Below are 24,938 nucleotides of genomic sequence, written 5' to 3' on the forward strand. Positions count from 1 at the left end.
CCCTTTCAGCTCGCCCGCAGGGCGTCCACGATGTTCATCCGCGCTGCCCGGGACGCCGGGAGCAGCCCCCCCACGAACCCCATGATCAGGGAAAACACCAGCGACGCGCCGATGATGCGGGGGGTGAGGGTAAAGCTGAACGCCAGTTCCGAAAAGGTCTGCCAGTTCATGGTTGAGATGGTCACCAGTTGCATGAACGAGGCGAAAAAGATCCCCACCACCCCGCCCAGAAGTCCCAGAAACAGCGCCTCCAGGATGAACGCCCCCAGAATGCTCCGCCGCTGGAAACCGAGGGCGCGCAACGTACCAATCTCGGTGATCCGGTTGGCAACGGCGGCATACATGGTGATCATGGCGCCGATGACCGCGCCCAGGGAAAAAATCACCGTGAGGGTCACACCCAGGATGTTCAGGAACGTGGCCATGGCTTCCGACTGGTCGGCATAGAAGCGGATTTCGCGCTTCGCCTCCACGGTGAGGCGCGGGTCCGCCTCCAGCCGGGCCTTGACGCGATCGAACTCGGCGGCATCCCTGAGTTTGAAGATGACCGACGAGTAGACCGGGCGCCGGAAGGCCTGCATCAACTGATCCACGTCCCCCCATATCTCCGAGGAAAAACCCGTGTTGCCGGCATCGAAGATACCCACCACGGTCCAATCCCGCATGCCGAAGCGCAGGGTTTCGCCGATCCCTCCCCCCTGGAACCGCTTGGCAATGCTCGCCCCGGCGATGATCTCCGCCGAGCCGGGCCGGGGCATCCGCCCCTCCCGGAGCTTCACCTGGGGCCTCAGCAGGAGCGAGGGCGCGCCGATGCCTCGGATCACCACGTTGGACGGCTTTCCCGTGCCCCGTTTCGGCAGGCTGATGAGCACCACAAGTTCCTTGGCCACCAGTCGCTGCCCCTCCGCCATGGCCACCTCGGGCTGGGTTTCCACGATGGCCGCCTGGGATCGGTCAACCCCGCTCTGAACCTCCGTCTGGGAGGACTTGCGGATCACCACCACGTTGTCCCACGAGCCGGTGTCCACCAGGGTCTTGCGCAGGCCCTCGGAGAGCATGAGAGTCGCCGCGAACACGAAGACCACCAGCGCCATGCCCGATGCCGTCAGCACGGTTGTGAGACGCCGGGTCCAGAGATTGCGCAGGCTGTAAGAGTAAGGGATTCCCACTATCCGACTCTCCTGAGACCCTCGGCGATACGGATGGTCACCCCGCGCCAGGTGGGGAAGATGCCGGCCACCGCCCCCACGATGAAGGCTGCCGCCAGGTCCATGCAGATGGTGGACGGAGCCACTGTGAACACGGGAAAGAACTGGGACAGCTCGGTTTCGATCCAGCGGGCCGCGGGAAAGGTGAGAATCACCCCGGTCACTCCCCCCGCCATGGCGATGACGAGCGATTCGCCGAAGATCACTCCCGCAATGTGGAATCCGCCGAAGCCGAGGGTCTTGAGGGTGGCGTACTCGGGAATCCGCTCCCGGGCCGTCATGGCCATGGTGTTTGCCGCCACGACCATGATAATGACGATTACCACGTAGGAGACGATCTGAATGGCGATGACGATGGCCTCGGTCATGGACACGAAGCTCATCTGGAATGCCCGTTCCGTCTCGGTCAGGGTCTCGGCCAGGGAATTCCTGAAGGTGGCATCCACGGCCAGGGAGACCTCCGCCGCCTGATCGGGCTTTTTCAGCTCGATGATGTAATACCCCGCCTGATCGGCCCGCCGGGGCACCGTCCGCCGTATGACCTCGTTCAGGTAGTCCCAGTGGAAGAAGAACTGGGTCTCATCGGTGCTCTTGGCTGCCCCATGGTAGATGCCCCGGACAACGAATTCCCACTGTCCGGGGAAGATGGTCCCCCGGAGCGCCACCTGATCCCCCACCTTCCAGCCGAAACGCTCGGCGGTCTTGGCTCCCACCATGGCTCCCTTCCTGTCCAGGAGGAAGGACTTCATCTCCACTGGGTCGACCCGGTACTCCGGGTACATGGCCAGGAAGCTGCGGGGCTCCACGGCAAAACTGGGGAAAAAATTCTTCTCTTCCTTGTAGATGCCGCCGAACCAGTTGCCCCAGGACACGTCGCGAACCCCCGGCACCTGGCGGATCCGGTCCTTGTAGGAAATGGGGAGGGGAAAAACGAGGGAGATGGAGTTGCGCGTAATGAGCCGGGAGGCCGAGGACGCCTCAACGCCCGCATACCAGAGGTCCACCAGGGTCCGCAACAGGCCGAAGGCCACAATGGCGATGGCAACCCCCACGATGGTAAGCCCCGTCCGGAGCTTGTGGCGAAAGGCGTTGCGGATGAGGAGCTTGATGATGAACATCTGCTAGCCGGCCCCGTCGGTCAGTTCACCCTTCTCCAGGTGGAGGAGCCGGTGGGCCTGCTCTGCGGCCCGGGGATCGTGGGTAACCATGATGATGGTCTTGCCGAACCCTGACACCAGGCGTTCCATGAGGGCCAGCACCTCTCCCGCCGAAACCCGGTCCAGGTCGCCGGTGGGCTCGTCAGCCACCAGAATATCCGGATCGGTCACCATGGCCCGTGCAACGGCCACGCGCTGCTGCTGTCCCCCCGAGAGCTGGGAGGGGTAGTGATCCATCCGGTCGGTGAGCCCCACCAGCGAGAGTACGGTTTCCACATGCTCGCGCCGCTGCCGCCGGGAAAGTCCCGTCAGGAGCAGCGGCAACTCCACGTTTTCGAAGGCCGTCAGCACCGGAATCAGGTTGTAGAACTGGAAGATGAATCCCACGTTGGCGGCTCGCCAGGAGGCCAGTGCGGCCTCGGAGAGGGTCGTGATCTCCACGCCGCCTATGGTGATGGTCCCCGCGTCGGCCTTGTCGATCCCTGCAACCAGGTTCAGGAGCGTGCTTTTACCCGAGCCGGACGGTCCCATGAGCGCCAGGAACTCACCGGCCGCGATGTCCAGGGTAATGTCCTGGAGTACCGGGATCAGTTGAGCCCCCCGGCGGTAGGATTTGGAAAGATTGCGGATGGCGACGATGGGTTCCCGCGCTTCGCTCATCTACTTCTCCGCCGTTTTGATGCGGGTGCCGTCCTTGAGCTTGTCCAGGGGCTTGACGACGATCCTGTCCCCGGCCTTGGCGCCGGAGACAACCTCCACCATGTCTCCCTGGCGGGCGCCGAGGGTCACGGGCACGGCGGCCACCCGATCCCCCTTCAGGACGAAGAGGACCGTGCGGCCGTCCCGATCGGCCACGGCGGCAGGATTCACGGCGGTCTTCGGTTTCTCTTCCCCCGCGGCCACCGGCCGCTCCAGAAATGCCACCTTGGCACTCATCTCGGGGAGGATACGAGGGTCAAGTTTCTCAAAGCGGACCTTCACCAGAACTGTCGCCTTGGAGCGATCAGCCGTGGGGACGATCATGTGGACGAAGCCCCGGAAGCGCTCATTCGGCAGGGAATCGAGCTGGATCTCGCACGGCTGTCCCTCCTTGACCTTGGCCAGGTTGGATTCAGAAACGTCCGCTTCCACCTGGAGCGATGCCAGGTCGGCGATGCTGACCACGGCGGCCTTGGCGTCGGCAGCGGCGCCAATGGGGGTGACGATGTCGCCCACGTCCGCATTCTTGGTCAGGACCACGGCATCGAAGGGGGCGCGGATGAGGGAATATTCCAGGTTCACCTCCGCCCCCCGCAGGGCGGCCGAGGCGGCGCGGATGGACGACTCGGCGGCGGTCACCGCGGCCCGGGCCCGGAGGAAGCGGGCCTCTGCCGCGTCAAAGTCGGCCTTTGCCACGATCCCCTCGCGCACGAGCTGCTTCTGCCGCTCATAGGCCTGGCTGGCATCGGTCAACTCAGCCCTCGCCTGATCCAGGCTCGCCCGGGCCGTACCCAGGTTGGCTGCCGCCTGGTCCCGGCCGGCAGCGGCATCTTCGCTCTCCAGCCGGGCCAGCACATCCCCTTTGCGGACCCTGCTCCCCTCCTCAACGCCGAGCCAGACCAGCCGACCAGTGAGCTTCGCAGCCACGGCCGCCTTGCGCTGGGCCACCACATAGCCGCTGGCGTTGAGCAGGGTAAAGGTCTGGGACGGGTAAACCTGGGTCACCGTGCCGGTTTCAACGGTCACGGCCGGAGTGAGAACGCCGGTGGCGAACAGGACCAGCAGCAGCGCAAGAGCAACTGCCGCCGCGATCCAGTAGAGGGGCCTGCGCCGGGCAGCGGGCCGGAATGCCGCCCCCTTGTCGATTTTCAGTTTCTGCAGATCCTCATGACCCATGGCATGGACTCCGGACGGAGAAAGTGGCTGTCGGACGCGGTGCCGACGCATCGCATCACCATACCACCGGTCGGCAATCTACTCAACCACCTCGATCACTCCTTCCATCCCCTTTTCGCGATGGCTGGCGAAGAAGAGGAGCTTCTTGTCGCAGTACATGGGATAGACCCCCACCTTTGTGGGGGTGAAGCGGACCGCCTGTGCGTCCTTCTTCAGATCGATGCGGAAATCCATGCCCGCTTCCGGAGCCTTTACAATCAGGTCGTGGGGAACGAAACGGGAATCGTTGGTCGCCGTGATTTCCACCGGCACATTCACCCTGACGATGATATGGTTGGGTTTGTAGTAGTACTCACCCCCCGTTATCCGCACCCGCTGCACCCCATCGTCTCCGATGGTGGCACGGAATTCCACCTTTTCTCCCGTGCCGTTTCCCAGGGCAGGCACCACTCCCACGAACAAGACCATGACAACCAGCATCAGCCGTTTCATATCGTCTCCTCCCTACCCCTTCAGTTTCTTCATGATCTCCCGCATGAACGCCGGAAGATCCGCCGGCTCACGGGAGGTGATCAGGTTGCCGTCCACCACCACTTCGCTGTCCTCGTAGAGGGCGCCAGCGCCGCGCAGCTCATCGGCAACCGAGCGGTAGCAGGTGGCGCGCCTGCCCGACAGGAGTCCGGCGCTGACCAGCGTCTGGGGGCCGTGACAGATGGCCGCCACCGGTCTGGCATGGGCAAAGAAGCTCCGACAGATCTCCAGGGCCGCCGGCTCCCGTCTCACGGCAGCTGGCGCCTTCCCTCCCGGCAGGATGAGGATGGTGTAGTCGTCGGCAGCGACCTCGGCAAGCGCCAGGTCAGCCGTCACCTCATAGCCGTGCTTGCCCGTTATGGTGCCGCGGGCCGGAGCCGCGATCCGGACCGGAATCACCTCTTCCAGCAGACGGTAGTAGGGGATGAGAAGTTCAGAATCCTCGAACTGGTCGGCACTGATGATGAGTCCTTTCATGGCTGTCACCTCCTGTGGGCCCGCCGCGGCGGATCGGCACGCTCCCGATTGCCGGAAGAAAAAAGGGGCGCCATGAGCGCCCCATCTGTCAGGTCTGAACGAATGTTACTTTAACCGGGCCTCGGCGGCCTTCCAGTCGATGTTCTTGAAGAACGCCTCGATGTAGTCGGGACGCTTGAGACCGTAATCGAGCATAAAGGCATGTTCGAAGACATCCATGATCAGGATGGGGGTACAGCCCGCCGGATGGGCAACGTCGTGCTCATTGACCCAGAAATTAATGAGCTTGCCGCTGGCCGTATCCTGGTAGAGCACCGCCCAGCCGATGCCCCGCATGGCGCCGGTGGCCCGGAAATCCTTCTCCCACGCCTCATGGCTGCCGAAGTCGGCAACGATTTTCGCGGCCAGCTTGCCGGCCTGGTCGATGGTACCGGTGCCGCCGAGATTCTCAAAATAGAACTCGTGGAGCCGCATGCCGTTGAACTCCCATCCCAGGCGCCGCTTCAGCTCCGCATACTCGGGAGTGGCAGTGGCGCCGTCGGCGAGCATCTTGGCAAGGATGTCGAGAACCTTATTCGTATTGGTCACATACCCCTGGTAGAGGGTGAAATGGTTCTTCAAGAGAGCTTCGCTGAATCCCGCCATCCCGATCAGCTTCGAATAGTCTTTTGCTTCATAGGCCATGGTTGCTTCCTCCTTGACAGGTCTTGATTGGATCACATGCCGCCGGGCACGGTCTCAACCTTACCATGATTCCGGAAAAGGTCAACCCAAAAAAGGATAAAATCGGTCTTTTTTATCTGTTCTATACCGACGAATCGTCCAGCAGGGTCAGCGCTCCTCGAACTCGGCCGCGGCAATGGTCACGTCGGGGCGCTCCTCGGCGATCCGGTCCTCCAGGCGTTCAAGGAGATGCCGGCCGGGAGACCGGTCACCCGTGACCGTTGCGAAGGCGAGCACCGCCTCGTCCGGGACGTCCTGGAGGTCCACCTCGGCGGCGGACACGTTGAAGTCCTGCCTCGCCCGGGCAATGATGCTTTTGACGATCCCCCGCTTCCCCTTGAGGGAATGGCTCGGCAGGTGGAGATGGAGGCAGAGCGAATGAACGAACATGGTGCGTGCTCCGGAAAGTGAGTGCCGGAATCCTTAAAACTCCGCGTGACGAGGGGTACGGGGGAACGGGATCACGTCGCGGATATTCTCCATGCCGGTCAGGTACATGATGAGCCGCTCGAAACCGAGGCCGAAACCGGCGTGGGGAGTCGATCCCCAGCGGCGGGAGTCCAGGTACCACCAGAGGCTCTCGGGGGCAATGCCGCCCTCGCGCATGCGGGATTCCAGAAGGTCGTACCGCTCCTCCCGCTGACTGCCGCCGATGATCTCGCCCACTTTGGGCACCAGCAGATCCATTGCCGCCACGGTTCTGCCGTCGTCATTCCGGCGCATGTAGAAGGCCTTGATCTCCTGAGGATAGTTGACCACGAAGACCGGCCCGCCCACCACCTGCTCGGTCAGGTAACGCTCATGCTCGGTCTGGAGGTCGAGACCCCACTCGACCGGGTACTCGAAGGGGACCGCGGCCCGCTTCAGGTGCTCGATGGCCACGCCGTACTCCATCATGGCAAAGGATGAACCGGCCACCTGCTCTACCCGGGCGAGTAGCCCACGGTCCACGTGTTCGTTGAAAAAGGCCATGTCCTCGGCGCAGTTGTCCAGAACGTGGCGACACAGGTAACGGAAAAAATCCTCGGCCAGCGCGGCATCGTCCCTCAGGTCGGCAAAGGCCATTTCGGGCTCGATCATCCAGAATTCGGCGGCATGGCGGGGAGTGTTGGAATTTTCAGCCCTGAAGGTAGGCCCGAAGGTGTAAATATCGGAAAATGCCTGGGCAAAGAGCTCACCCTCAAGCTGGCCGCTGACGGTGAGCCCCGCCTGGGCCGCGAAGAAATCCTGGCTGAAATCGACCGCGCCGTCCGCCATGGGTGGGGCCGACGGATCGAGAGTGGTGACCCGGAACAGTTCGCCTGCCCCTTCGCAGTCACTGGTGGTGATGATAGGGGTATGGACGTAGAGAAAGCCCCGCTCGGCAAAGAAGCGGTGAACCGCCTGGGCCAGCGACGAGCGGACGCGGAACACCGCGCCGAAGGTGTTGGAGCGGGGGCGCAAGTGGGCAATGGTCCGCAGGTACTCGAAGGTGTGGCGCTTCTTCTGCAGGGGATACTGTTCGTCGGCGTCTCCGACCACGACCACCTCCGTCGCGTGGAGTTCAACGGCCTGCCCCGCGGCCGGCGATTCGGCAACGATCCCCCGGACCGCCACGGCGGCGCCGGTGCCGATTCCCCGCAGCTCATCGTAGTTGGCGAGTCCCGGTTCGGCCACCACCTGGAGACTCGCCAGACACGATCCGTCATTCACCGCAAGAAAGGCTACCCCCTTGCCGACGCGACTCGTCCTGACCCACCCCTTGACGGTCACTTCCGTGCCGGCCGGTGCTCCGGCCAGTATCTCCCGTATACGTATCCGCTCGTTCATTGCGTGTCCCCTACCCATTTGACTTGCCCTTCCCCTTCGGTATAGTCTGGAGGAACGACGAAGCCAATTGTACAGCAAAGGAGAAGAGAGTCATGCGTAAAATATTCGCTGCGGCATGCGTTCTGGCGATTGCGGCTCTGGCCGCGCCGGCTCTGGCAGCCGACGTATCCCCCACCCAGAGCAAGATCGACGCCTCCGCCAAAAAGCAGACCTACCCCAAGGTGGTCCTCTACTCGGTGGCCTGGTGCCCCCACTGCAAGGAGGCCAAGGAATACTTCACGGCCAAGAACATTCCGTTCATCAACAAGGACGTGGAACTGGACGCCAAGGCCATGGAAGAACTGACCAAGAAGTACAAGAGCCAGGGTGTGCCGGTGATCGTCATCGGCAATGACAAGGTGATCAAGGGGTTCAGCCCCGAGGCGTTCGAAAAGGCGGTAAAAGAGGTTCAGTCCAAGAAATAGGACGCCGTTCGTACGCGGTGGACAGAATGAAAAAGGGAGCCGATCGGCTCCCTTTTTCATTCCACATGAAGCGTTTTCCCCTCAGGGGGTTCCGCTTTTCGTGATCAGCATGACTCCGACGCAAACCATAACCGTGCCGGTCCAGCGCAGGGGTGAAACGGTCTCGCCGAGAAACCACTGGGAAAGAAACGCCACGAGAACGTAATTGAGGGCCTGCATGGGGAGGGCGACGGACAGGTCTTCCCACGAAAGGACCGCCAGCCAGAGGAAAAAAAAGATCGCCAGCATGGCGGTGCCGAAGATCAGCTTCGGTGAAGTGAGGGCCTGGGCTGCCGCATTGAGGATACCCCGCAGGTTCATGACCGACAGGTCGCCGAGTTCCTTCATCCCCTTGGCCAGGAGAATGTCGCCGATGGTGCCGGCCGACACCGCCATGAGCATGATGATTACCGTTTTAAGCATAGGTCTTGACCTCTCCCCGATAGTTGCCGAGCTCTATGCCGAGCTCCTTCAGGCGCCCCTTGACCCGGGGGCTCGTGAGAGCCGCCAGTTCCTCCTCGTGCCGGTAGTCCGGCATCCGGCGCGTGATCTCGGCGCAGGGAAGGCAACCGGGATGGAAGTAGAGCTCCGTGGTTCCGTCTTCAAGGGTATCGAGCACCCGAAGCAGGTACTCCTCGGTCATACGCCCCGAGTTGAGGAGCCCCTTCACCTCCTGAGCATAGCCGATGCCCAGGTGGTCGAGAATGGGCCGGCACCGGCCGGCGAGCTTCGAGAAGATGAAGGCGTCCACCATCTTGCCGAACCTGCGTTCCCGGTCCAGGGCAAGGTTTGTCCGCAGGTTTTCCCGGCAGAGCCGGAAGGTGGTGATGCCGTGCTTGCGCATGAGCCCGCAAAGGAGGTCGAAGACCACCGGGTGCATGTGGATGTTCAGGTGGCCGTCCACATGGGAGAGCGGCAGGCCGGTCTGGAGAAAACGGACGATCTGGGCCTCGATCTCACGATGGAGCTGTTTGCGGAACGGAGGGATGAAGAAGTAGCGCATCCCCGTCTGGACCGGATCGTCGCTGAAAGTCCCCTTGCTGTCGCAGATGGAGGGGAAACCGCCGTGCTCCCCCACGGCCCGTCCCTGGACGAGGGTCAGGTGGAGCCCCACCTGGAGCCCGGGATTTGCCTTTGCCAGGTGGACCGCCTCGTGAAATGCGGCGCCCCCCACCATGAGCGAGGCCGAGGTGAGGATACCCTCCTGCCACGCCTTGATGACTGCGCGGTTGATCCCGTCGGAGAGGCCGAAATCGTCTGCATTGATGATGACACGTTTCATGGGATCGGCATCAACAGGAATGGCCCGCAGCCTTGCGCTTTTTCATGTATTCCAGGTACTGCTTCCCTTCCTTGAGCCGCTTGCGGCGTTCCTCGCCATCGGTGATCATCTTCATGACCGTCCGGAGGATGAATTTGGGCCGGAAGTAGAACTTGTCATAGAACTCCTCCACGGCATTGAAGATTTCCGCATTGGAGAGGTGGGGATAGTTGATGACGCACATCTGGTGGCCCGTGTCGTCGATGTAGGCGTCGGAGGCGATCCATCCCTCCTGCCGGCACAGGTCCCAGAACTCGGTGCCCGGATAGGGCGAGGCCAGGGAGGCCTGAATGGAGTTAAGATCCAGGGCCTTGGCGAACTCGATGGTCTCCCTGATGGTGTCCCGTGTCTCGCCGGGGAGCCCCATGATGAAGGCGCCGTGCACGGAGAGGCCGAGCTTCTTGCAGTTCCTGGTGAACTCGATGGCCTGCTCCTTGGTGACCCCTTTCTTGATATTCTTCAGGATCTGCTCGTTCCCCGTCTCGTAGCCGACGACCACGTGACGCAGCCCCGCCTCACGCATGATCTTGAGAGTCTCGTAATCGCAGTTGGCCCGGGCGTTGATGGTCCACGAGATGCCCAACGGCTTCAGCTTGGCCGCAACTTCCCGGGCGTGACGCCGGTCCGCGGTGAAGGTGTCGTCGTCAAAGGAAAGTTCGCGCATCTCAGGGATGTTGTCGACGATCCACTTCACCTCTTCGTATACATTCTGAGGGCTGCGGGTCCGCATGGCGCGCCCGGAAAAAGTCTGGGGCCAGAGGCAGTAGATACACTTGGACGGACAGCCGCGGCTGGAATAGATGGATACATAGGGGTTCTTGAAGTGGGGGATGACATACTCGGCAATCGGCAGATCCCGCTTGTAGACCGGCGCCACGAACGGCAGCGCGTCCAGGTCCTGGATGGGGGAACGGTCGGGGGTATGGTGGATTGCGCCGTCCTTCCAGAAGCTGACCCCGTCGACCTTTTCCCACTCGCGCCCCTCGCAGAGTTCCTTGGTGGTATAGTCGAACTCGCCGCGGCAGACGATGTCGATGACCCCTTCCCCCTGCCGGAGCGACTCTTCCGGGAGGACCGTCACATGGGGGCCGGTCAGGACCGTCACAATGGCGGGCTTGCGCTCCTTGATCCGGCGGGCGGTTTCGATGTCCAGGGAAAGCGTGGGGGTAGAAGTGTACATCACCACCATGTCATAGTCAGCGGCAATGGCAAGACAGGCGTCCAGATCGAAGCGCTGCACCGGCGCGTCCACCACGCGGGAGCCGTCGATCATCCCGGCCGGGAAACAGAGCCAGGTGGGATACCAGAAGGAGGTTACCTCGCGGGAGGCCTGGTAGCGGGCGCCGGCGCCGCCGTCGAAATCTTCGTAGGTTGGGGGATTGAGAAACAGGGGCTTCATGGGTGCTCCTCTGCGCGCGGGACTGACATATCCGCATGAATAAACTGGCAGAATAGAGCCATGCAGCAGCAAAGTCAAGGCTTATGGAATAACGTCCGGCTGGGCGCGGTCAGGTGACTTCGCCCAGTTGGGTTGCCCAGTTGCAGGCATCCATCTGGACAGGGGCGAGACGCTCCATGGAGAGCTGGAACTGCTCAAAGCTGGAAGCGATGTTCTCGAAATCGTCCTTTTCGATCTTCTCCACCAGGGTAAGGAGCTCTCCCAACTCCCCGGTCCGGGAAAGCAGAGCTTCCCGCACGTCATTATCCAGGTTGAGAGGGGTAAGGACCTCGTCCATGGATACCTTGAGAAGGGCGTCGGCCAGGGACAGGATACCGGTCATGAAGGCGCGGTCGGGGTAGTCCCGATCCAGGCGGGCAGCGGGCTGCTCCGAGATGATGAGCTCCATGAGGCGGGCACGGGTAGCAGCCATGACCAGCAGAGGGTTGTCCCCTCCCCCCTGGGCGTTGTTGGCGAAGAGCGCCATCATGGCCCAGCGCCGCAACTGGTGGTAGCCGAGCACCATGATCGCGTGGCGAAGCGAGGTGATCCTGTCCTTGAGGCCAACGGCGACGGAATTTACGAGTCGCAGGAGATTGAGGACCAGATTCGGGTTCTGCTTGAAGGTCTCCTCCAGCTCGCCCAATTCTACCTCCGCCACCAACTGGTTGAAGAGCTTGACAATAGCCAGCCGCCCCACGTCGACACGAGTGCGGGTGAGCACCACCGGACGGGCGAAATAGTAGCCCTGGAAATAGGTAAAGCCGAGGTCGGCGCATCGCTCGTACTGCTCTACCGTCTCCACCTTTTCGGCCAGGAGCTTGGTGTTCCACTTCCTCAGGGTTTCCACTTCCGAGGCAAGGTTTTCCATGCCGGTTCTGAACAGATCAACCTTGATCACGTCGACGAGATGGTAGAGTGGTTCATAGACCGGTTCGTAAATATGGTCGTCGAGGGCCAGGGAAAAACCCTTCTCACGCAACTCGTGGCAACGGCTGATAACGGTATCGGTGATCGGAACATGCTCCAGAAGCTCGATGACCACCTTTTCGGGCGGAAGAAGCTCCAGTGCCTCGCTCATGAGGACATCGGCGTTGACGTTGATAAAACCCTTGTGCTTGCCGAGAATCTCCCGGAAGCCGAAACTGGAGAGCGCATCGAAAATCACGCTGGCGCTGGCCTGGAGGTAGTCGGTCACATTGGCATGGAGAGAGTCGGCTGACCGGAACAGAAGTTCAAAGCCGTAGAGCCGCTGCTCCCGATCAAGGATTGGTTGTCTGCCCAGAAAAAACTTTTCTTCCGCCATATATTCACTCCACCACGTATACACCGTGCTTGGGCCAAGCTTAACCCGTTATCGCCGAAACATCAAGGCACCTTGTGCCGTGCGGCCGGCTCTGCTCCGCCCGGTTGCCGTTTTCCCGCTCACTTCAGAGGGTTTGGCTACCCACCGTAAAGAAAAAGGTCGCTCCCTTGCCTGGTTCCGACTCCGCCCATACCCGTCCCCCGTGACGTTGAATGATGTTGTGAACGATGGCAAGTCCCACGCCGGTCCCTTCAAACTCCTCGCTCTTGTGATAGCGCTGGAAGACGCCGAACAGTTTATCCGAGTAGGCATGATCAAAACCGACGCCATTGTCGGTCACCGAGTAGACCGTCTCGCCATCCACGCTGCGGCTGGTCACCGCGATGTTCGCCGGTGAGCGCCCCCCGCTGAACTTAAGAGCATTGCTCAGCAGATTGATTACCACTTGCCTCAACAGCTTGGGGTCGGCTTGGCACGGCGGAAGCGGCGCCACCTCGAACGTGACGTTTCGCGGTTCTCCATCCGACATCAGCGACTCGAACACCTCTCTGAACAGCAGACCCATGTCGACCGTTTCACACTCGAGCTGCTGGCGTGAAAGACGCGAAAAGACCAGCAGGTCGTCTATGAGCTGCCCCATGCGCCGGGCATTATGGGACATGCGGACAAGGTACTTCCCGGCCTCTTCCGGGAACCGCCCACGGAACTCCTCATTCAGAATCCCGCAGTACCCGTCAATGGCCCGCAATGGAGCGCGCAGGTCATGGGAAATGCTATAGGAAAACGATTCCATATCCTTGAGGGCGGCCTGCAGCTCTTCCGTCCTTGCAGCGACACGGCGCTCGAGATCTTCGTTTATTGCCCTGATTTCCTCTGTCTGGACAAGAACCCTCGCGTCCAGTTCTTCGTGCCAGGCCTGCAGTTGGTTAACCATGGCATTGAAGGTCCGGCCGAGGGCGGCCAGTTCGTCCGACCCAACGACAGGTACCCGTGCCGACAGGTTGCCGCTCTCGATCTCCGCGCTCGTGCTCATGATCATCCGCAACGGCCCCGTCAATGCCCGCGAAATAATCAGCGAGATAAGGCACACTATGACGATGCCGAACAAGCTGAACCACAGAAACACCTGACGGTTTCTGTGGGCCGGGGCAAGGACCTCAGCTTTGTCCTTTTTAATGACGAGCCCCCAGGAACTGTCTGCCGACAGCGGTATGTGGCGATAGGCGGCAAGAACCGGAACATTCCGGTAATCGGTGTCGATAATGGTTCCCTCGCTTCCACCCTGGGCCAGTTGCAAGGCATTGTCCCGAATCGTTGCCGGCACCGGTGAATCCGGGTCAGCGGCCATGCGCTGGATAAGACGGCCTGAAGCGGAATCGGCCAGGATCACCTCCCATGATTTGCCGAGCAGGGTCGCCATTGGTGTAGCGAGGAGCGGTTTGAACACTGTGTCCGTGTTCAGCTCGATAACCAGGAGCGCCCGTGGCTCCCCGTGGTCGGACTGCTCGTAGCCAAGCTGTCGTACCACGTGAATGCGATCCTGAGTGCCGACAATTATGATGCTCTCATCAACTCCAGGACGGGCAGCAACCTGAAGGTAAGGGTAAGGGGTTACAGGGCCTCCTGGTGGGTGATCCACCGCAAAGGCGATCGGAAGCCCCGTCACGGCATCAACAATGCTGATCGACTCATAATGGTACGTGTCGAGCAGGCTCGCCAGCCAGGTCGACACCGTTTCGACCATTGCCGCAGAGGGGCTTGGGGTATTGATGAGTGCCCTGACCACCGGATTGACCGCGACGATTCTGGCATCGCTCCGGCGCTCCTTGAGCCACGACTCGATCAGGATCTTTTTGGTGTCCGCAACCGTGCCGAGCGCCACGAACTCCTGGTCGATCATTTCCTGAACGCTCCCCCTGAACAGACCATACGGAAGCCCGTACAATTCAACCGACTGTACCGTCAGCAACACGACGGCAAACAGGGAACAGAAAATGAGGACCATTTTCCCGGCAATGCTTTTCCGCCACGGGATGGAGGCGGCTATGTCCCTTTCTGCGAGGTTACGGCGCATAGTCGAAACGGAAAAGGTTATACTGTTTTGGTTTCTTCAGCACATCCTCGACAATCTCATAGCTAAAACTGCCGATGAGGGCGTCTTCGCTGGCGGTCCGGGGCACCTTGCCGATTGACTTGAGGAACTCCTGCGCCTCCAGCAGGAGGGACCGCTTGCTGGTCAGAGAGCGGGACATTTTTGGCGAATAGCCGAGTTCTTCCAGATCGGCTCTAGCGCTTTTTGCATATTCCCGCTCACCCACCTGGGGTCGGGCTCCGGTCAATGCCTCAGTTGCTGCAATGTTCCATCTGACCGCAGTAACGACATGGGACCGGTCGGCTCTGAACCAGTGCATCGCCCGCACCAGCGCGGCAGCGACCTGCCTGGCAGCCTCGGGATGCTGAGCGGTGAATGCCCTTGTGGAAACAAGGAACGAGATGCTTTGCTGCCGGCCGATGGCGCCGTAGCGATCAGGGTTCCTGCCGATGGTAAGTGACGGCGTGGGTTCCCAGGCGGCAAACGCATCGATGTGGCCGCTCCGGAGCGCATCGGGCATCAGGTTTACTTCAAAGGGGACAAGAGCCACGTCGAGCTCCGAGAGCCCGACGCTGGAGAGGACCTTCAGCAGGGCGAAGTGGCCGGTCGTCGCAAATGCGTTCCCGATCCGCTTTCCCTTCAAGTCTTTCGCCGAAAGCCCGCGGGGGCCCACAACCATGGCGTAATTCCGCTTGAGCTGACCGATAATGGACAGAGGGACGGTGTTGGCCGCCTCGATGAGGGGCATATCGGCCATGGTCGCAAACTGGGCATCCCCCTTCTGGAGCATGGGAATAAGATCGCCCCCGTTGCCGGCGGCTACGAATCGGAGCGACACCCCCCTCCGGGCCAGTTCGCGGCGCAAGATGCGATCGTGCTGCATTGCCGGAATGATTATCCCCCCCGGCGAGGCCAGCGGCTGGTAAGCCACGGTAACTTCCGCCTGCGGGCCGCGGGAAAGCTCGGCCGCTGCGACAGGGCCGGTCGAGCAGGGGCAAAAGGCCGACATCACCAGCAGGAATACCAGGAGCAGCCCAGAGAGTCGTCGTGGATTCATGGCAGCCTTTCACATTGCATAATCGAAGCGGTACAAGGGATAGCGCTTCGGATTGGCAAGAACCTGCTGGATTAAATCACGGTTAAAGCTGCGCTGGACCGTTTCCCACGATGCCCCAACCGGAAGGCGTCCAACCAGCTTGAGGAATTCGAATTGTTTGGCAAGAATAGAACCCGGGTTCTCCGCACCTTTGGGCAGCAGCGGGACGGAAGGGATATCGATCAGATCGTTACGGGTAATGCGTGCGATGTCCGCTTCGGTTAAAGACGGTTCTTTGCCGGCGAACACCCTCATCGTCCGGATCGTCCAAAAACTGGCGCGGCTCAGGTTCTTCCGGTCCCGTTCCAGCCAGTGAATTGCCCGAACGAGCGACGCGGCAAGCTCGCGGGCAATGTCCGGATGGGTCGTGACGAGATTCTGGGCAAGAACGAAATAGGAATTGCTCTTCTGGCGGAAAAGAATGGCGAAACGGTCCGGATAGCGGGAAAGAGCCGCGGTTGGTATGGGTTCCCAGGCGGCGAACGCGTCGATCCCGCCTTGGGCCAGGGACTGGGGCATGGCGTCCACATCCATGGGTACGATGGTGACGTCGTGCTCCGTTAACCGGGCCGTGGCAAGCGCCTGCATCAGCGCATAATGGGAGGTCGAACCGATCGCATTGCCGATCCGTTTGCCGCGCAGATCGCTGACCATGGTCCCTTTGCGACCCACCACTGCGGAATAGCTCTGTTTCACGATCCCCACGATGTGGAGCTTGGACTGGTAGCACGCCTCAATGGTAGGAAGGTCGGAAAACATGATGCCGTCGATCTGCCCGGCCCTGAGGAGCGGAAGCGCATCGTTTCCTTTGGCAAGGGTCTGAAAACGAATCTCCGTATTGAGCCTGTGCAGAGCCTTTGCCAGCAGGCGGTCCCGCTTGATCACCTCTCCCAGCACCGCGACGGGCACCGCTTGCGGGAAGTAGGCGAACGACACGACCGTGGTATCGCCTGGGGAGCCGGCTGCACGCTCCGCAGGCCAAGCCGGAGAATAGAGCAGGAAGAAGAGCATAACAACGGCAAACCACTGCATGATGGACCTCGCGCGTTGTCGGTAAAGGGGTTACCTGCCATCTGGGCGAGTCGGAATCATTACTACATAATAATCTACCGACCGGTTTTGTCCAGAAACGCTCAACTCACCGACAGGAAACGCGCCCGCACTACCTGCTCTTTACCCCAAATTCAACTACAGTGCCTGATAACGTCCGCCGCAATGGATTCCAAAGGCAGCACCTTGACCGTACCACCGCGTTTGATGGCTTCGTTGGGCATGCCGAACACCACGCAGCTCGCCTCGTCCTGGGCAATGGTCATGGCACCGGCATCCTTCATCTCGCGCATGCCGCTGGCGCCGTCGTCTCCCATGCCGGTCATAATGATTCCCACGGCGTTCTTGCCGGCATACCGGGCCGCCGAACGGAACAGAACATCCACCGACGGGCGATGGCGGGAAACGAGTGGTCCGTCCTTTATCTCTACATAGTACCTGGCGCCGCTCCGCTTGAGGAGCATGTGCCGGTTGCCCGGGGCGATGAGAGCTCTGCCGCGGATCACCGAATCATTATCGGCGGCCTCCTTGACCGAGATACGACAGATGCCGTCGAGCCTCTGGGCAAAGGCCCGGGTGAACCCTTCGGGCATGTGCTGGACAATGACGATGGGCGGACAATCGGCGGGGAAAGATTCCAGGAAAACACGCAATGCCTCGGTACCGCCAGTGGAGGCCCCCACCACCACAACTCTCTCCGTGGTCTGGATCATGGCGCGGGAGGCCGGCTTCTCAAGAATAACGTCGGCACTGAGCTTGGGGGCAACGGCGTGGGGACGGGCAGATATCTTTCTCAGTCTCGCCTGGCTGGCAGCCTTAATCGCATCGCAGATCCTGACCCGGGACTCCTCGAGAAAATGCTTTGTGCCGAGTTTCGGTTTCTGGATGATCTCCACCGCCCCGTACTCAAGAGCCTTCATCGCCGTTTCAGAGCCATTTTCGGTCAGCGTGGAGCACATGACCACTGGAATCGGATGCTGACTCATAATCTTCTGGAGGAAGGTAATGCCGTCCATGCGCGGCATCTCCACATCCAGGGTAATGACGTCCGGCACGTCGCTCTTCATCCGCTCCGCTGCGATAAAGGGATCCGCAGCCGTGGCCATCACCTCGATCTGAGGATCCGAGGCGAGAATATCCGCCATGGTCTGACGCACCACTGCTGAATCATCAACTATCAGTACTTTGATTTTCTTCATGAATCCGCCCACCCCGGCCTTTTTCGGCTCAACTGTCCGCCTCGGTGCGGTTCAACCGTTTGAGCAGCACCTCACCCGTATGGGTATAGAAGAAGAGCTTGCGCCCCCGGGTTCCTCCCACATCGGCCGCAGCAACCTCAAGTCCTTCGGCCGCAAGTACCTGTCGGGCAATGTCCACGTTGCGGCTGCCGACACCCGGCCGGCTTGCGGTCGCCCCCAGCATGTCCGAACCGCCGAACAATTTCACCTGGAGCTGGCGCGGGGTTATTCCGCGAGACATGAACATCTCCAGCATCCGGATGATAGACGAGTCTACGTACCGAAAGACATCATCCCGCGGCCCGTCAGGCAACAGCGCATGACAGATGGCCGCCGTCCGGGAGAATAAGTCGAACATCGTGACTGAAACACAGGACCCCAGCACGGTAGTTACCACTGTCGGCTTCGTGGCGAAATGGAACTCGCCCGGTTTCAGGTAGACGTGGGGCAGCTTGGGATGCCGGGCGGTCATAGCGGTTTCCGGTACACAGTGGATGCCATCTGCACAAAGGGGACATCCAGCCCCGAAAGGGTCTCGGAATGCCCCATGAACAGATAGCCGCCCGGGATCAGCTGACGGTAGAACTTGTTCAGCAGCCGCTCCTGCGTCGTCTTGTCGAAATAGATGACCACATTGCGGCAGAAAATGATGTCCATCGGTTCCCGCATACCGAAGTCGCCGTCCATGAAATTGAGGCGCCGGAACGTGATGCGATGGCGGAGCGGGGGCACGACCCGTACCAGTCCCTTCTGCTCTCCTTTCCCGCGGAGCAGGTATTTGCGACGCAACGCCATGGGAACCGGGTCGATCCGCTCCTCGTCGTACACGGCGAGTCTGGCCTTGTCGAGAACGGTAGTACAGATGTCGGTGGCGAGGATCGAAAAGGAAATATTCTGCTGCTCACTGAACTCCGAGAGAACCATCGCGAGAGTATAGGGCTCTTCACCGCTGGAACAGCCGGCGCTCCAGATGGAAAGCGGCTTGCGCAGGCCGGCGCCGGTTCGCTCCATGAGTTCGGGCAGGGCCTGGGATACCAGATAGTCGAAATGGGCAGGTTCGCGGAAAAAATCCGTCTTATTGGTGGTTACGACATCGATCAGGTGGACGAGCTCTGTCTCGGCACCGGTGCGGCTGAACAGATACTCCGAGTAGTCCTTGAACGAGCTGATCCCCAGCTTGCGCAACCGTTTCTGGAGCCGAGCCTCCAGCATGGTCTTTTTGACCGGCGGCATCTTGATGCCACAGGTGTCATAGATAAATTCGCTGAATCGGGCAAACTCCCGGTCAGTCATGGCCGCCGTGGTAACCCTGTCAGTTGCAGCGCTGAACATCCCCCCTCCATCCATGGTCCGCAAATCCGGTTGTTAGGCCGCTTCGCCCGACACCGAACCGGCAGTTGCAAGTTCGTCGCTGGTGAAGGTCCGATCGATATCAAGGATCATGATGAACTGTCCATCATGTTTTCCCATGCCGAGGATGAAATCGGTATTGAGCTTGGTTCCGATCCGGGGGGCAGGCTCGACCTGCCCCGGCTCCATTTCGAAAACTTCCTGCACCGAGTCGGCCAGGGCGCCGAGGACGAGCGTCTCGTGCTCATGGGCCACTTCAACAACGATGATGCAGGTATCGACGGTCGGAGCAGTCTCGGACATGCCGAATTTAAGCCTCAGGTCAACCACCGGCACCACGCTTCCCCGCAGGTTGATCACCCCGCGCATAAACTGAGGAGTCTGCGGTACCTTGGTAATTGAGGTAAGCTCTAGTATCTCCCGAACCTTTGCCACGTCAACGGCAAACACCTCATCGTCAAGCTTGAAGGTAAGATACTGCCGGGTTTCGGTGATTGCAGCAACGCTCATGGTAAACCTCCGTAACTCATGAATGGTGCAAGCTCTCTGGGCGGGAACAGATCTGCTCTCCCGACGAAAGAGTCTCGGACCGGTGGATGTCGCTTGGTTGTGATATCGGCGAATAATGGGAAATCTTTAGGCTTCTCAGGAAATCCCCGATAGATCGCTGCGGGATTCCTGATACCGGTCAGTCTCACCCAGACGAAAGAAACTGACGGCATCAAGCAGCATGTCCGCCTGGGATGACAATTCCTGCGCCGTCGACGCCATCTGCTCGGAAGCCGAAGCATTCTGCTGAATCACGGCATCGAGCTGACGTATGGCCCGATTGATCTGGCCAACGCCGGTCTCCTGCTCGTGGCAGGCGGAGCTGATTCCCTGGACAAGTTCGGCTGTCTGACGGATATCGGGAATAATGGCGCCGAACAGGGTGCCTGCCCGCTCAGCCACCTCGACGCTCGTTACCGAAAGCCGGCCGATCTCGGCCGCGGCCGATTGGCTCCGCTCCGCCAGTTTACGGACTTCACCCGCAACCACGGCAAACCCCTTCCCGTGGTCACCGGCCCGTGCCGCCTCAATGGCGGCGTTGAGCGCCAGCAGATTGGTCTGACGAGCTATCTCCTCAATCACCATAATCTTTCTGGAGATCTCCTTCATCAGCGCCACGGTTTCCGTCACCGTCCCCCCCCCCGCGACAGCATCGATGGAACTCCGGGTGGCAACATCTGCCGTTGTTTGGGCGTTCTGGACATTCGCCCGGATGGCGGAGCTTATCTGTTCCATGCTCGACGACGCATCTTCCGCAGCGGCAGCCTGCTCCGTGGCGGCTTCGGACAACTGGCAGGCGGTTCCCGACAGCTGGGATGCAGCCCCGGCTACAGCCTCGCTATCTCTGCATATCGACGTCACAACGTCCCGGAACCGCCCAACCATGGCATTGATTCCCACAGCCAACCGACCGAGATCGTCTCGCGCACTAACGGGAGCATCCACGTTCAGGTTGCCGGTGGCAAGAGATTCGACCGCAGCGAGAATACGCGCGAGAGGCTTGGTAATGGAACGGGCAATGACAATCCCGAAAAAAAGCCCCAGTGTAACAGCTGCCACGATCAGTGCCGGTAGAACCCGTGAAAGCCGGGCATACTGCAGGCCGTTCGCATCTACGGTCTGCAAGGCCTGCTGGCGATCAAACTCCACCAGATCGGTTACCGCATCGGAAGCCCCGAAAAAAAGAGGCATGACCTCCTCTCGGGCATAGGAGGCCGCCGCTGACCGCACAGTGACATCTCCCGTCTCAAGGGCTCGCTTTTGCAGGTCAATAAGCCGCACTACTGCTTCGCGATACAGTGCAAACTCTTGCGCGAAGACCCCCAGGAGCCTGCGCTGCTCCGCGTCGGGCTCGTGACGTTCAAGTGCCTCTATGCCACCAGCAATGGTTTTGAGCCGTTGTTCGGCATCGTGTATGGCACGGCTCGCGGCATTTCCATTTTCGAGAAAATAGCGATCAAGGTCGTGGCGCAAGTAGAGCAAATCATTCTTGAGCCCGGACACCAGAAGCACACGCCGCAATGCAAGCCCGTCGCGGTTGATGCCGGTGCTCAACACTCCCATGCCCCACAACCCGGCCGCCCCCACCAAAATGAGCCAGACGGTGAAGCAGGCCACATACAGCATCAATTTGGCATTGACGGAGAGATCGAGATAACGCTGCCAGAGGCTGAGCACTCTCGGCATCGGATAGCTCCTCCTTGTCTCTCATGATGAGTGCCGGTCACGAAGGCGACTTGCTGAGCCGCCAGCACATGCCTACGTCAATCACTCAGAATTTTTCGAACTCGTTGTCCAGATGATCGTGGCCTGCCATATCCAGGGCAAAGCCGCCGGTAACAGAAGCACCCGAGCGGCCATAACCGTTGGCCGAGCCGCGAGGAGTCGCAGGAAGCCTGATACTCGCCTTGGAACTCGGTCGAGAGGGCTTTGGCGCAGCCTTCCGTTTCACCTCCCCACCGATACTGAAGAAAGCAACCGTGTCCTGAAGTTGCTCGGCCTGCGACGAAAGCTCCTCAGCTGTGGACGACATTTCCTCCGCCGCCGAGGCATTCTGCTGGATCACCTGATCAAGCTGCTGGATGGCCTTGTTGATCTGCTCGGCACCCGTATCCTGTTCACGGCAGGCGGCGCTGATCTCCTGCACCAGTTCAGAGGTCCGCTGAATATCGGGCACGATAGTGGCAAGCAATTCGCCTGCCCTGACTGCAACCTCTACGCTCGAAGAAGAGAGCTCACTGATTTCGCCCGCTGCTTTCTGGCTTCTCTCGGCAAGCTTGCGTACCTCACTCGCCACCACGGCGAATCCTTTCCCGTGTTCACCGGCACGCGCCGCCTCGATCGCCGCATTGAGGGCCAGCAGGTTCGTTTGACGAGCAATTTCTTCAATGATCGAAATTTTCGATGCGATCTCCTTCATGGCTGAAACAGTATTGCCGACCGCCTTCCCTCCCTCGATGGCATCCGCCGCAGACTTGATCGCAATCCTCTCGGTCTGCGCCGCATTATCCGCATTCTGGCGGATATTGGACGACATCTGTTCCATGCTCGACGAGGCCTCCTCTGCCGAAGCAGCCTGCTCGGTTGCCCCCTGGCTCATCTCCTCGGACGTGGCCGACAGTTGTTGACTGCCTGACGTGACGTTGTCGGCAGCCACCATGATATCCGCCACCACATCGCGCAGCTTGGTCACCATAGACGCAAGGGCCTTCATCAATTCATCCCTCTCAGATCGCTCGTTAACCTCAACCGTCAGGTTGCCGACGGAAAGCTCTTGGGCGAGGGCGGTAATAGAATTCATGGCATCGATGAGACTGTTGAGATTGTTCTTGATTTCGTTGAAATCTCCTTTGTATTCCGCCGTTATCTTATCCGGAATATCACCGCGGCTAATACGGTTGAGCGCCGTAGCAGTTACCTCTATCGGTTGCACGAAAGCGTCCACCAACTGGTTGATGCCGGTCAGAAGCTCTCCCCAACCACCACTGAAGGTTCGCGCATTGCCGCGAACGCTCAACCTGCCGTCACGAACCGCACCGATAAGCTCATCTGTTTCCTGACGCAGCCCCTTGAGCGTCTCGAGCATGCCGTGGAGGTTTCGGGCAAGAACGTCACGGTCTGAGCGGACAACAACATCGACAGCCAGGTCCCCTTCGGCCACTCGCTCTGCCGTCATTGCCAAAGACCGCAGGGAGTCGATCATATTCTTCATGGACTTCAGCAGTTGCCCCGCCTCATCCTCGCGGTCAGCAACGATCTCGATGGTCAAATCCCCCTCAGCAAGGCGATTGCTGGCATCCATGGCGCGGACGAGCGGAAGAGTAATGCTCCGGGTAATGAAAAACGCGACGGCCACGCCTATCAAAACGGCTACAAGCCCGAATCCGATGAGGACCATGGTCACCTTGCCGACTGCAGCAACATTGTCGCGGCTATTGCCTAGAGCCTCATCCACCTGGCTCTTTTGAAGCTTTTCGACCTTTTCGATCAGAACCTCGTGAGCTTTATCGAACTCTTTCATCAAAGGGTTACCCGCTCCAAGTCCCTGCTCCATATAGACCTTGGCCATCTTGACGCCGCTGAGATGAAAGGCGGTAAGCGCAGCCTCCACATCATCCAACTCCTTCAATGCAACGGTGTCGTTCTCCTTGCGGAACATTTCGCGGAACTTTGCTATTTCCCGTTTTACAGTAGCAGCTGCCTCCTCTGCGCCCTTGAAACCATCAGGACTATGGGTAGCTGCCACGTCTGTGAGATTCTCCGTCAACTCCGCCAAGGCTACATCCATCTCATACGCACTCATCAGAAATGGTATCGACTCATCGGCGACCTGACGCGATTCCTGATTGACCTCACGCAACAGCACTAGTGTCACAAGAATTGCAATCATGAACACGGTTACCACCACTCCAAAACCGATACCGAGCCTTAAGCCGACCTTCATATTCTTGAACATAATCCGCTCCTTTGTCTGTTGTACAGACGTCTGCATCTGCATCAGGCGGTTATTCATGCGACACATATCTCATCGACGGAGATGTGAATATATTTAGCCGGATTTTGGGTTAAACGAGATCAGGTTAGAGAAGCTAGTGATATCCGCCTGTTCCCGAGCGGGAGTATTGGGAGTATTACCAGGGGTAATCGGAGCGTTGCAGGCGACGGAGGCATTGAAGCACGTGTTGGGAGTCGGGGAGTTGCTGACGGGACGCTTGCTGACGTACGACAGCCAGGCGTTGCGATTTAGAGAGGTAGTGGTAGGCCGGCGATCGGGCTGCGTGGCCTGCGGACAGTAGCGGAGCTGCGGACGTAAGAAACCCCCTGATCGGCAAAGGATCAGGGGGTTTGGAAAAAATCCCGGCGGCGACCTACTTTCCCACACAGCTGCCCGTGCAGTATCATCGGCCCAGAGGGGCTTAACTTCCGTGTTCGAGATGGGAACGGGTGTGACCCCCTCGGCATAGCCACCGAGAAACGGTATAAATGTATCTAAGTCAATTGCATTGATCGAGATTGTATGGGGTAGATGGTGGGGGTGGCGTTGCCACCCCCGTATGAATAAAGCTCGGAAGTAAATTATGGTCAAGCCTCACGGCCGATTAGTACCGGTCAGCTGAGCGCATTGCTGCGCTTACACACCCGGCCTATCAACGTTGTGGTCTACAACGGGCCTTCAGGGGACTTGCGTCCCGGGGATACCTAATCTTGAAGGAGGCTTCCCGCTTAGATGCTTTCAGCGGTTATCCTTTCCGTACATAGCTACCCAGCGAATGCTCCTGGCGGAACAACTGGAACACTAGAGGTACGTCCATCCCGGTCCTCTCGTACTAAGGACAGCTCTTCTCAAGTATCCTGCGCCCACGGCAGATAGGGACCAAACTGTCTCACGACGTTTTAAACCCAGCTCGCGTACCGCTTTAATTGGCGAACAGCCAAACCCTTGGGACCGACTTCAGCCCCAGGATGCGATGAGCCGACATCGAGGTGCCAAACCTCCCCGTCGATGTGAACTCTTGGGGGAGATCAGCCTGTTATCCCCGGAGTACCTTTTATCCGTTGAGCGACGGCCCTTCCATACAGAACCGCCGGATCACTAAGGCCTACTTTCGTACCTGCTCGACGTGTCTGTCTCGCAGTCAAGCTCCCTTATGCCTTTGCACTCTACGGCTGGTTTCCAATCAGCCTGAGGGAACCTTCGCGCGCCTCCGTTACGCTT

General features: G+C 59.9%; 24 protein-coding genes and 2 rRNA genes (1 of these 26 only partly in view). 2 read left to right on the top strand and 24 right to left on the bottom strand.

Annotated elements, in window-relative coordinates; all coding sequences use genetic code 11:
• Positions 1-5: 5 nt before the first annotated feature.
• The 9 genes from AABA48_RS08800 to asnS all read right to left on the bottom strand — a co-directional run bounded on the left by AABA48_RS08800 (position 6) and on the right by asnS (position 7,780).
• Positions 6-1,169: an ABC transporter permease gene (locus AABA48_RS08800; RefSeq protein WP_286350137.1), complete on the bottom strand. Its 1,164-nt coding sequence runs from the start codon at positions 1,167-1,169 to the stop codon at positions 6-8.
• Positions 1,169-2,326 carry an ABC transporter permease gene (locus AABA48_RS08805; RefSeq protein ID WP_286350138.1) on the bottom strand — a complete coding sequence of 386 codons (1,158 nt, stop codon included), beginning with the start codon at positions 2,324-2,326 and terminating at the stop codon, positions 1,169-1,171. Before AABA48_RS08805 ends, AABA48_RS08800 begins: the two co-directional genes overlap by 1 nt.
• Positions 2,327-2,329: 3 nt before the next feature.
• Positions 2,330-3,025, bottom strand: coding sequence for an ABC transporter ATP-binding protein (locus tag AABA48_RS08810; protein ID WP_286350139.1), 696 nt, complete (start codon positions 3,023-3,025; stop codon positions 2,330-2,332).
• Positions 3,026-4,240, bottom strand: a complete 1,215-nt coding sequence (locus tag AABA48_RS08815; RefSeq protein WP_286350140.1) for an efflux RND transporter periplasmic adaptor subunit — start codon at positions 4,238-4,240, stop codon at positions 3,026-3,028.
• Positions 4,241-4,318: 78 nt separating this feature from the next.
• Entirely contained in the window at positions 4,319-4,732 is a 414-nt protein-coding gene (locus AABA48_RS08820) for a quinol oxidase (RefSeq protein WP_286350141.1), read from the bottom strand.
• A gap of 12 nt (positions 4,733-4,744) precedes the next feature.
• On the bottom strand, positions 4,745-5,248 hold the full coding sequence (locus AABA48_RS08825) for a type 1 glutamine amidotransferase domain-containing protein (protein WP_286350142.1): 504 nt from the start codon (positions 5,246-5,248) through the stop codon (positions 4,745-4,747).
• Positions 5,249-5,353: 105 nt separating this feature from the next.
• Positions 5,354-5,932, bottom strand: coding sequence for a superoxide dismutase (locus AABA48_RS08830; RefSeq protein WP_286350143.1), 579 nt, complete (start codon positions 5,930-5,932; stop codon positions 5,354-5,356).
• A gap of 147 nt (positions 5,933-6,079) precedes the next feature.
• On the bottom strand, positions 6,080-6,361 hold the full coding sequence (locus tag AABA48_RS08835; RefSeq protein WP_286350144.1) for a DUF503 domain-containing protein: 282 nt from the start codon (positions 6,359-6,361) through the stop codon (positions 6,080-6,082).
• A 33-nt stretch (positions 6,362-6,394) separates the two neighbouring features.
• Positions 6,395-7,780, bottom strand: coding sequence for an asparagine--tRNA ligase (asnS, locus tag AABA48_RS08840; RefSeq protein WP_286350145.1), 1,386 nt, complete (start codon positions 7,778-7,780; stop codon positions 6,395-6,397).
• Positions 7,781-7,872: 92 nt separating this feature from the next.
• On the opposite strand from asnS, the gene AABA48_RS08845 reads away from it, so the two are divergent.
• Positions 7,873-8,244 (top strand): glutaredoxin domain-containing protein, encoded by a 372-nt coding sequence (locus tag AABA48_RS08845; RefSeq protein WP_286350146.1) that lies wholly within the window; start codon positions 7,873-7,875, stop codon positions 8,242-8,244.
• 81 nt (positions 8,245-8,325) lie between these two features.
• On the opposite strand, the gene AABA48_RS08850 is transcribed toward AABA48_RS08845, so the two are convergent.
• From AABA48_RS08850 to AABA48_RS08910, 13 genes are all read right to left on the bottom strand, one after another.
• Positions 8,326-8,706: an EamA family transporter gene (locus tag AABA48_RS08850; protein ID WP_286350147.1), complete on the bottom strand. Its 381-nt coding sequence runs from the start codon at positions 8,704-8,706 to the stop codon at positions 8,326-8,328.
• Positions 8,699-9,565: a hopanoid biosynthesis-associated protein HpnK gene (gene hpnK / locus AABA48_RS08855; protein ID WP_286350148.1), complete on the bottom strand. Its 867-nt coding sequence runs from the start codon at positions 9,563-9,565 to the stop codon at positions 8,699-8,701. Before hpnK ends, AABA48_RS08850 begins: the two co-directional genes overlap by 8 nt.
• 10 nt (positions 9,566-9,575) lie before the next feature.
• Complete coding sequence (gene hpnJ / locus AABA48_RS08860) at positions 9,576-11,003, bottom strand: hopanoid biosynthesis associated radical SAM protein HpnJ (protein ID WP_338269967.1); 1,428 nt, start codon at positions 11,001-11,003, stop codon at positions 9,576-9,578.
• A 109-nt stretch (positions 11,004-11,112) separates the two neighbouring features.
• Positions 11,113-12,348 (bottom strand): EAL and HDOD domain-containing protein, encoded by a 1,236-nt coding sequence (locus tag AABA48_RS08865; RefSeq protein ID WP_324312356.1) that lies wholly within the window; start codon positions 12,346-12,348, stop codon positions 11,113-11,115.
• 124 nt (positions 12,349-12,472) lie between these two features.
• Complete coding sequence (locus tag AABA48_RS08870) at positions 12,473-14,248, bottom strand: sensor histidine kinase (protein WP_338269972.1); 1,776 nt, start codon at positions 14,246-14,248, stop codon at positions 12,473-12,475.
• A gap of 163 nt (positions 14,249-14,411) precedes the next feature.
• Entirely contained in the window at positions 14,412-15,497 is a 1,086-nt protein-coding gene (locus AABA48_RS08875; RefSeq protein ID WP_286350152.1) for an NrtA/SsuA/CpmA family ABC transporter substrate-binding protein, read from the bottom strand.
• Between the two features lie 9 nt (positions 15,498-15,506).
• Positions 15,507-16,568 (bottom strand): ABC transporter substrate-binding protein, encoded by a 1,062-nt coding sequence (locus AABA48_RS08880; protein ID WP_338269975.1) that lies wholly within the window; start codon positions 16,566-16,568, stop codon positions 15,507-15,509.
• Positions 16,569-16,720: 152 nt separating this feature from the next.
• A complete protein-coding gene (locus tag AABA48_RS08885) occupies positions 16,721-17,785 on the bottom strand; it encodes a protein-glutamate methylesterase/protein-glutamine glutaminase (RefSeq protein WP_338269977.1) in 1,065 nt (354 codons plus the stop codon).
• A 28-nt stretch (positions 17,786-17,813) separates the two neighbouring features.
• Positions 17,814-18,296: a chemotaxis protein CheD gene (locus AABA48_RS08890; protein ID WP_119332211.1), complete on the bottom strand. Its 483-nt coding sequence runs from the start codon at positions 18,294-18,296 to the stop codon at positions 17,814-17,816.
• Positions 18,293-19,156: a CheR family methyltransferase gene (locus AABA48_RS08895; protein WP_286350155.1), complete on the bottom strand. Its 864-nt coding sequence runs from the start codon at positions 19,154-19,156 to the stop codon at positions 18,293-18,295. Before AABA48_RS08895 ends, AABA48_RS08890 begins: the two co-directional genes overlap by 4 nt.
• Positions 19,157-19,189: 33 nt before the next feature.
• Positions 19,190-19,684 carry a chemotaxis protein CheW gene (locus tag AABA48_RS08900; protein WP_286350156.1) on the bottom strand — a complete coding sequence of 165 codons (495 nt, stop codon included), beginning with the start codon at positions 19,682-19,684 and terminating at the stop codon, positions 19,190-19,192.
• 135 nt (positions 19,685-19,819) lie between these two features.
• On the bottom strand, positions 19,820-21,409 hold the full coding sequence (locus AABA48_RS08905) for a methyl-accepting chemotaxis protein (protein ID WP_338269982.1): 1,590 nt from the start codon (positions 21,407-21,409) through the stop codon (positions 19,820-19,822).
• An 85-nt stretch (positions 21,410-21,494) separates the two neighbouring features.
• Positions 21,495-23,678, bottom strand: coding sequence for a methyl-accepting chemotaxis protein (locus tag AABA48_RS08910; protein WP_286352524.1), 2,184 nt, complete (start codon positions 23,676-23,678; stop codon positions 21,495-21,497).
• Between the two features lie 136 nt (positions 23,679-23,814).
• Between AABA48_RS08910 and AABA48_RS08915 the strand changes: the two genes are divergently transcribed.
• A complete protein-coding gene (locus AABA48_RS08915; RefSeq protein ID WP_338269984.1) occupies positions 23,815-24,018 on the top strand; it encodes a ThiF family adenylyltransferase in 204 nt (67 codons plus the stop codon).
• A 59-nt stretch (positions 24,019-24,077) separates the two neighbouring features.
• Here AABA48_RS08915 and rrf read toward each other — a convergent pair.
• A 5S ribosomal RNA gene (gene rrf / locus AABA48_RS08920) occupies positions 24,078-24,194 on the bottom strand.
• Between the two features lie 106 nt (positions 24,195-24,300).
• Positions 24,301-24,938 (bottom strand): 23S ribosomal RNA (locus tag AABA48_RS08925) (it continues 2,320 nt past the right edge of the window).

Origin of the sequence: Geobacter sp. 60473, from assembly GCF_036323535.1 — a bacterium.
In the GTDB taxonomy this organism is placed as follows: domain Bacteria; phylum Desulfobacterota; class Desulfuromonadia; order Geobacterales; family Geobacteraceae; genus Geobacter; species Geobacter sulfurreducens.

What these genes read in the sequence shown, in the direction of transcription:
- AABA48_RS08805 (WP_286350138.1), bottom strand. Translation starts at nt 2,326, where the DNA reads ATGTTCATCATCAAGCTCCTCATCCGCAACGCCTTTCGCCACAAGCTC.
- AABA48_RS08810 (WP_286350139.1), bottom strand. Translation starts at nt 3,025, where the DNA reads ATGAGCGAAGCGCGGGAACCCATCGTCGCCATCCGCAATCTTTCCAAA.
- AABA48_RS08815 (WP_286350140.1), bottom strand. Translation starts at nt 4,240, where the DNA reads ATGGGTCATGAGGATCTGCAGAAACTGAAAATCGACAAGGGGGCGGCA.
- AABA48_RS08820 (WP_286350141.1), bottom strand. Translation starts at nt 4,732, where the DNA reads ATGAAACGGCTGATGCTGGTTGTCATGGTCTTGTTCGTGGGAGTGGTG.
- AABA48_RS08825 (WP_286350142.1), bottom strand. Translation starts at nt 5,248, where the DNA reads ATGAAAGGACTCATCATCAGTGCCGACCAGTTCGAGGATTCTGAACTT.
- AABA48_RS08830 (WP_286350143.1), bottom strand. Translation starts at nt 5,932, where the DNA reads ATGGCCTATGAAGCAAAAGACTATTCGAAGCTGATCGGGATGGCGGGA.
- AABA48_RS08835 (WP_286350144.1), bottom strand. Translation starts at nt 6,361, where the DNA reads ATGTTCGTTCATTCGCTCTGCCTCCATCTCCACCTGCCGAGCCATTCC.
- asnS (WP_286350145.1), bottom strand. Translation starts at nt 7,780, where the DNA reads ATGAACGAGCGGATACGTATACGGGAGATACTGGCCGGAGCACCGGCC.
- AABA48_RS08845 (WP_286350146.1), top strand. Translation starts at nt 7,873, where the DNA reads ATGCGTAAAATATTCGCTGCGGCATGCGTTCTGGCGATTGCGGCTCTG.
- AABA48_RS08850 (WP_286350147.1), bottom strand. Translation starts at nt 8,706, where the DNA reads ATGCTTAAAACGGTAATCATCATGCTCATGGCGGTGTCGGCCGGCACC.
- hpnK (WP_286350148.1), bottom strand. Translation starts at nt 9,565, where the DNA reads ATGAAACGTGTCATCATCAATGCAGACGATTTCGGCCTCTCCGACGGG.
- hpnJ (WP_338269967.1), bottom strand. Translation starts at nt 11,003, where the DNA reads ATGAAGCCCCTGTTTCTCAATCCCCCAACCTACGAAGATTTCGACGGC.
- AABA48_RS08865 (WP_324312356.1), bottom strand. Translation starts at nt 12,348, where the DNA reads ATGGCGGAAGAAAAGTTTTTTCTGGGCAGACAACCAATCCTTGATCGG.
- AABA48_RS08870 (WP_338269972.1), bottom strand. Translation starts at nt 14,248, where the DNA reads ATGATCGACCAGGAGTTCGTGGCGCTCGGCACGGTTGCGGACACCAAA.
- AABA48_RS08875 (WP_286350152.1), bottom strand. Translation starts at nt 15,497, where the DNA reads ATGAATCCACGACGACTCTCTGGGCTGCTCCTGGTATTCCTGCTGGTG.
- AABA48_RS08880 (WP_338269975.1), bottom strand. Translation starts at nt 16,568, where the DNA reads ATGCAGTGGTTTGCCGTTGTTATGCTCTTCTTCCTGCTCTATTCTCCG.
- AABA48_RS08885 (WP_338269977.1), bottom strand. Translation starts at nt 17,785, where the DNA reads ATGAAGAAAATCAAAGTACTGATAGTTGATGATTCAGCAGTGGTGCGT.
- AABA48_RS08890 (WP_119332211.1), bottom strand. Translation starts at nt 18,296, where the DNA reads ATGACCGCCCGGCATCCCAAGCTGCCCCACGTCTACCTGAAACCGGGC.
- AABA48_RS08895 (WP_286350155.1), bottom strand. Translation starts at nt 19,156, where the DNA reads ATGTTCAGCGCTGCAACTGACAGGGTTACCACGGCGGCCATGACTGAC.
- AABA48_RS08900 (WP_286350156.1), bottom strand. Translation starts at nt 19,684, where the DNA reads ATGAGCGTTGCTGCAATCACCGAAACCCGGCAGTATCTTACCTTCAAG.
- AABA48_RS08905 (WP_338269982.1), bottom strand. Translation starts at nt 21,409, where the DNA reads ATGCCGAGAGTGCTCAGCCTCTGGCAGCGTTATCTCGATCTCTCCGTC.
- AABA48_RS08910 (WP_286352524.1), bottom strand. Translation starts at nt 23,678, where the DNA reads ATGTTCAAGAATATGAAGGTCGGCTTAAGGCTCGGTATCGGTTTTGGA.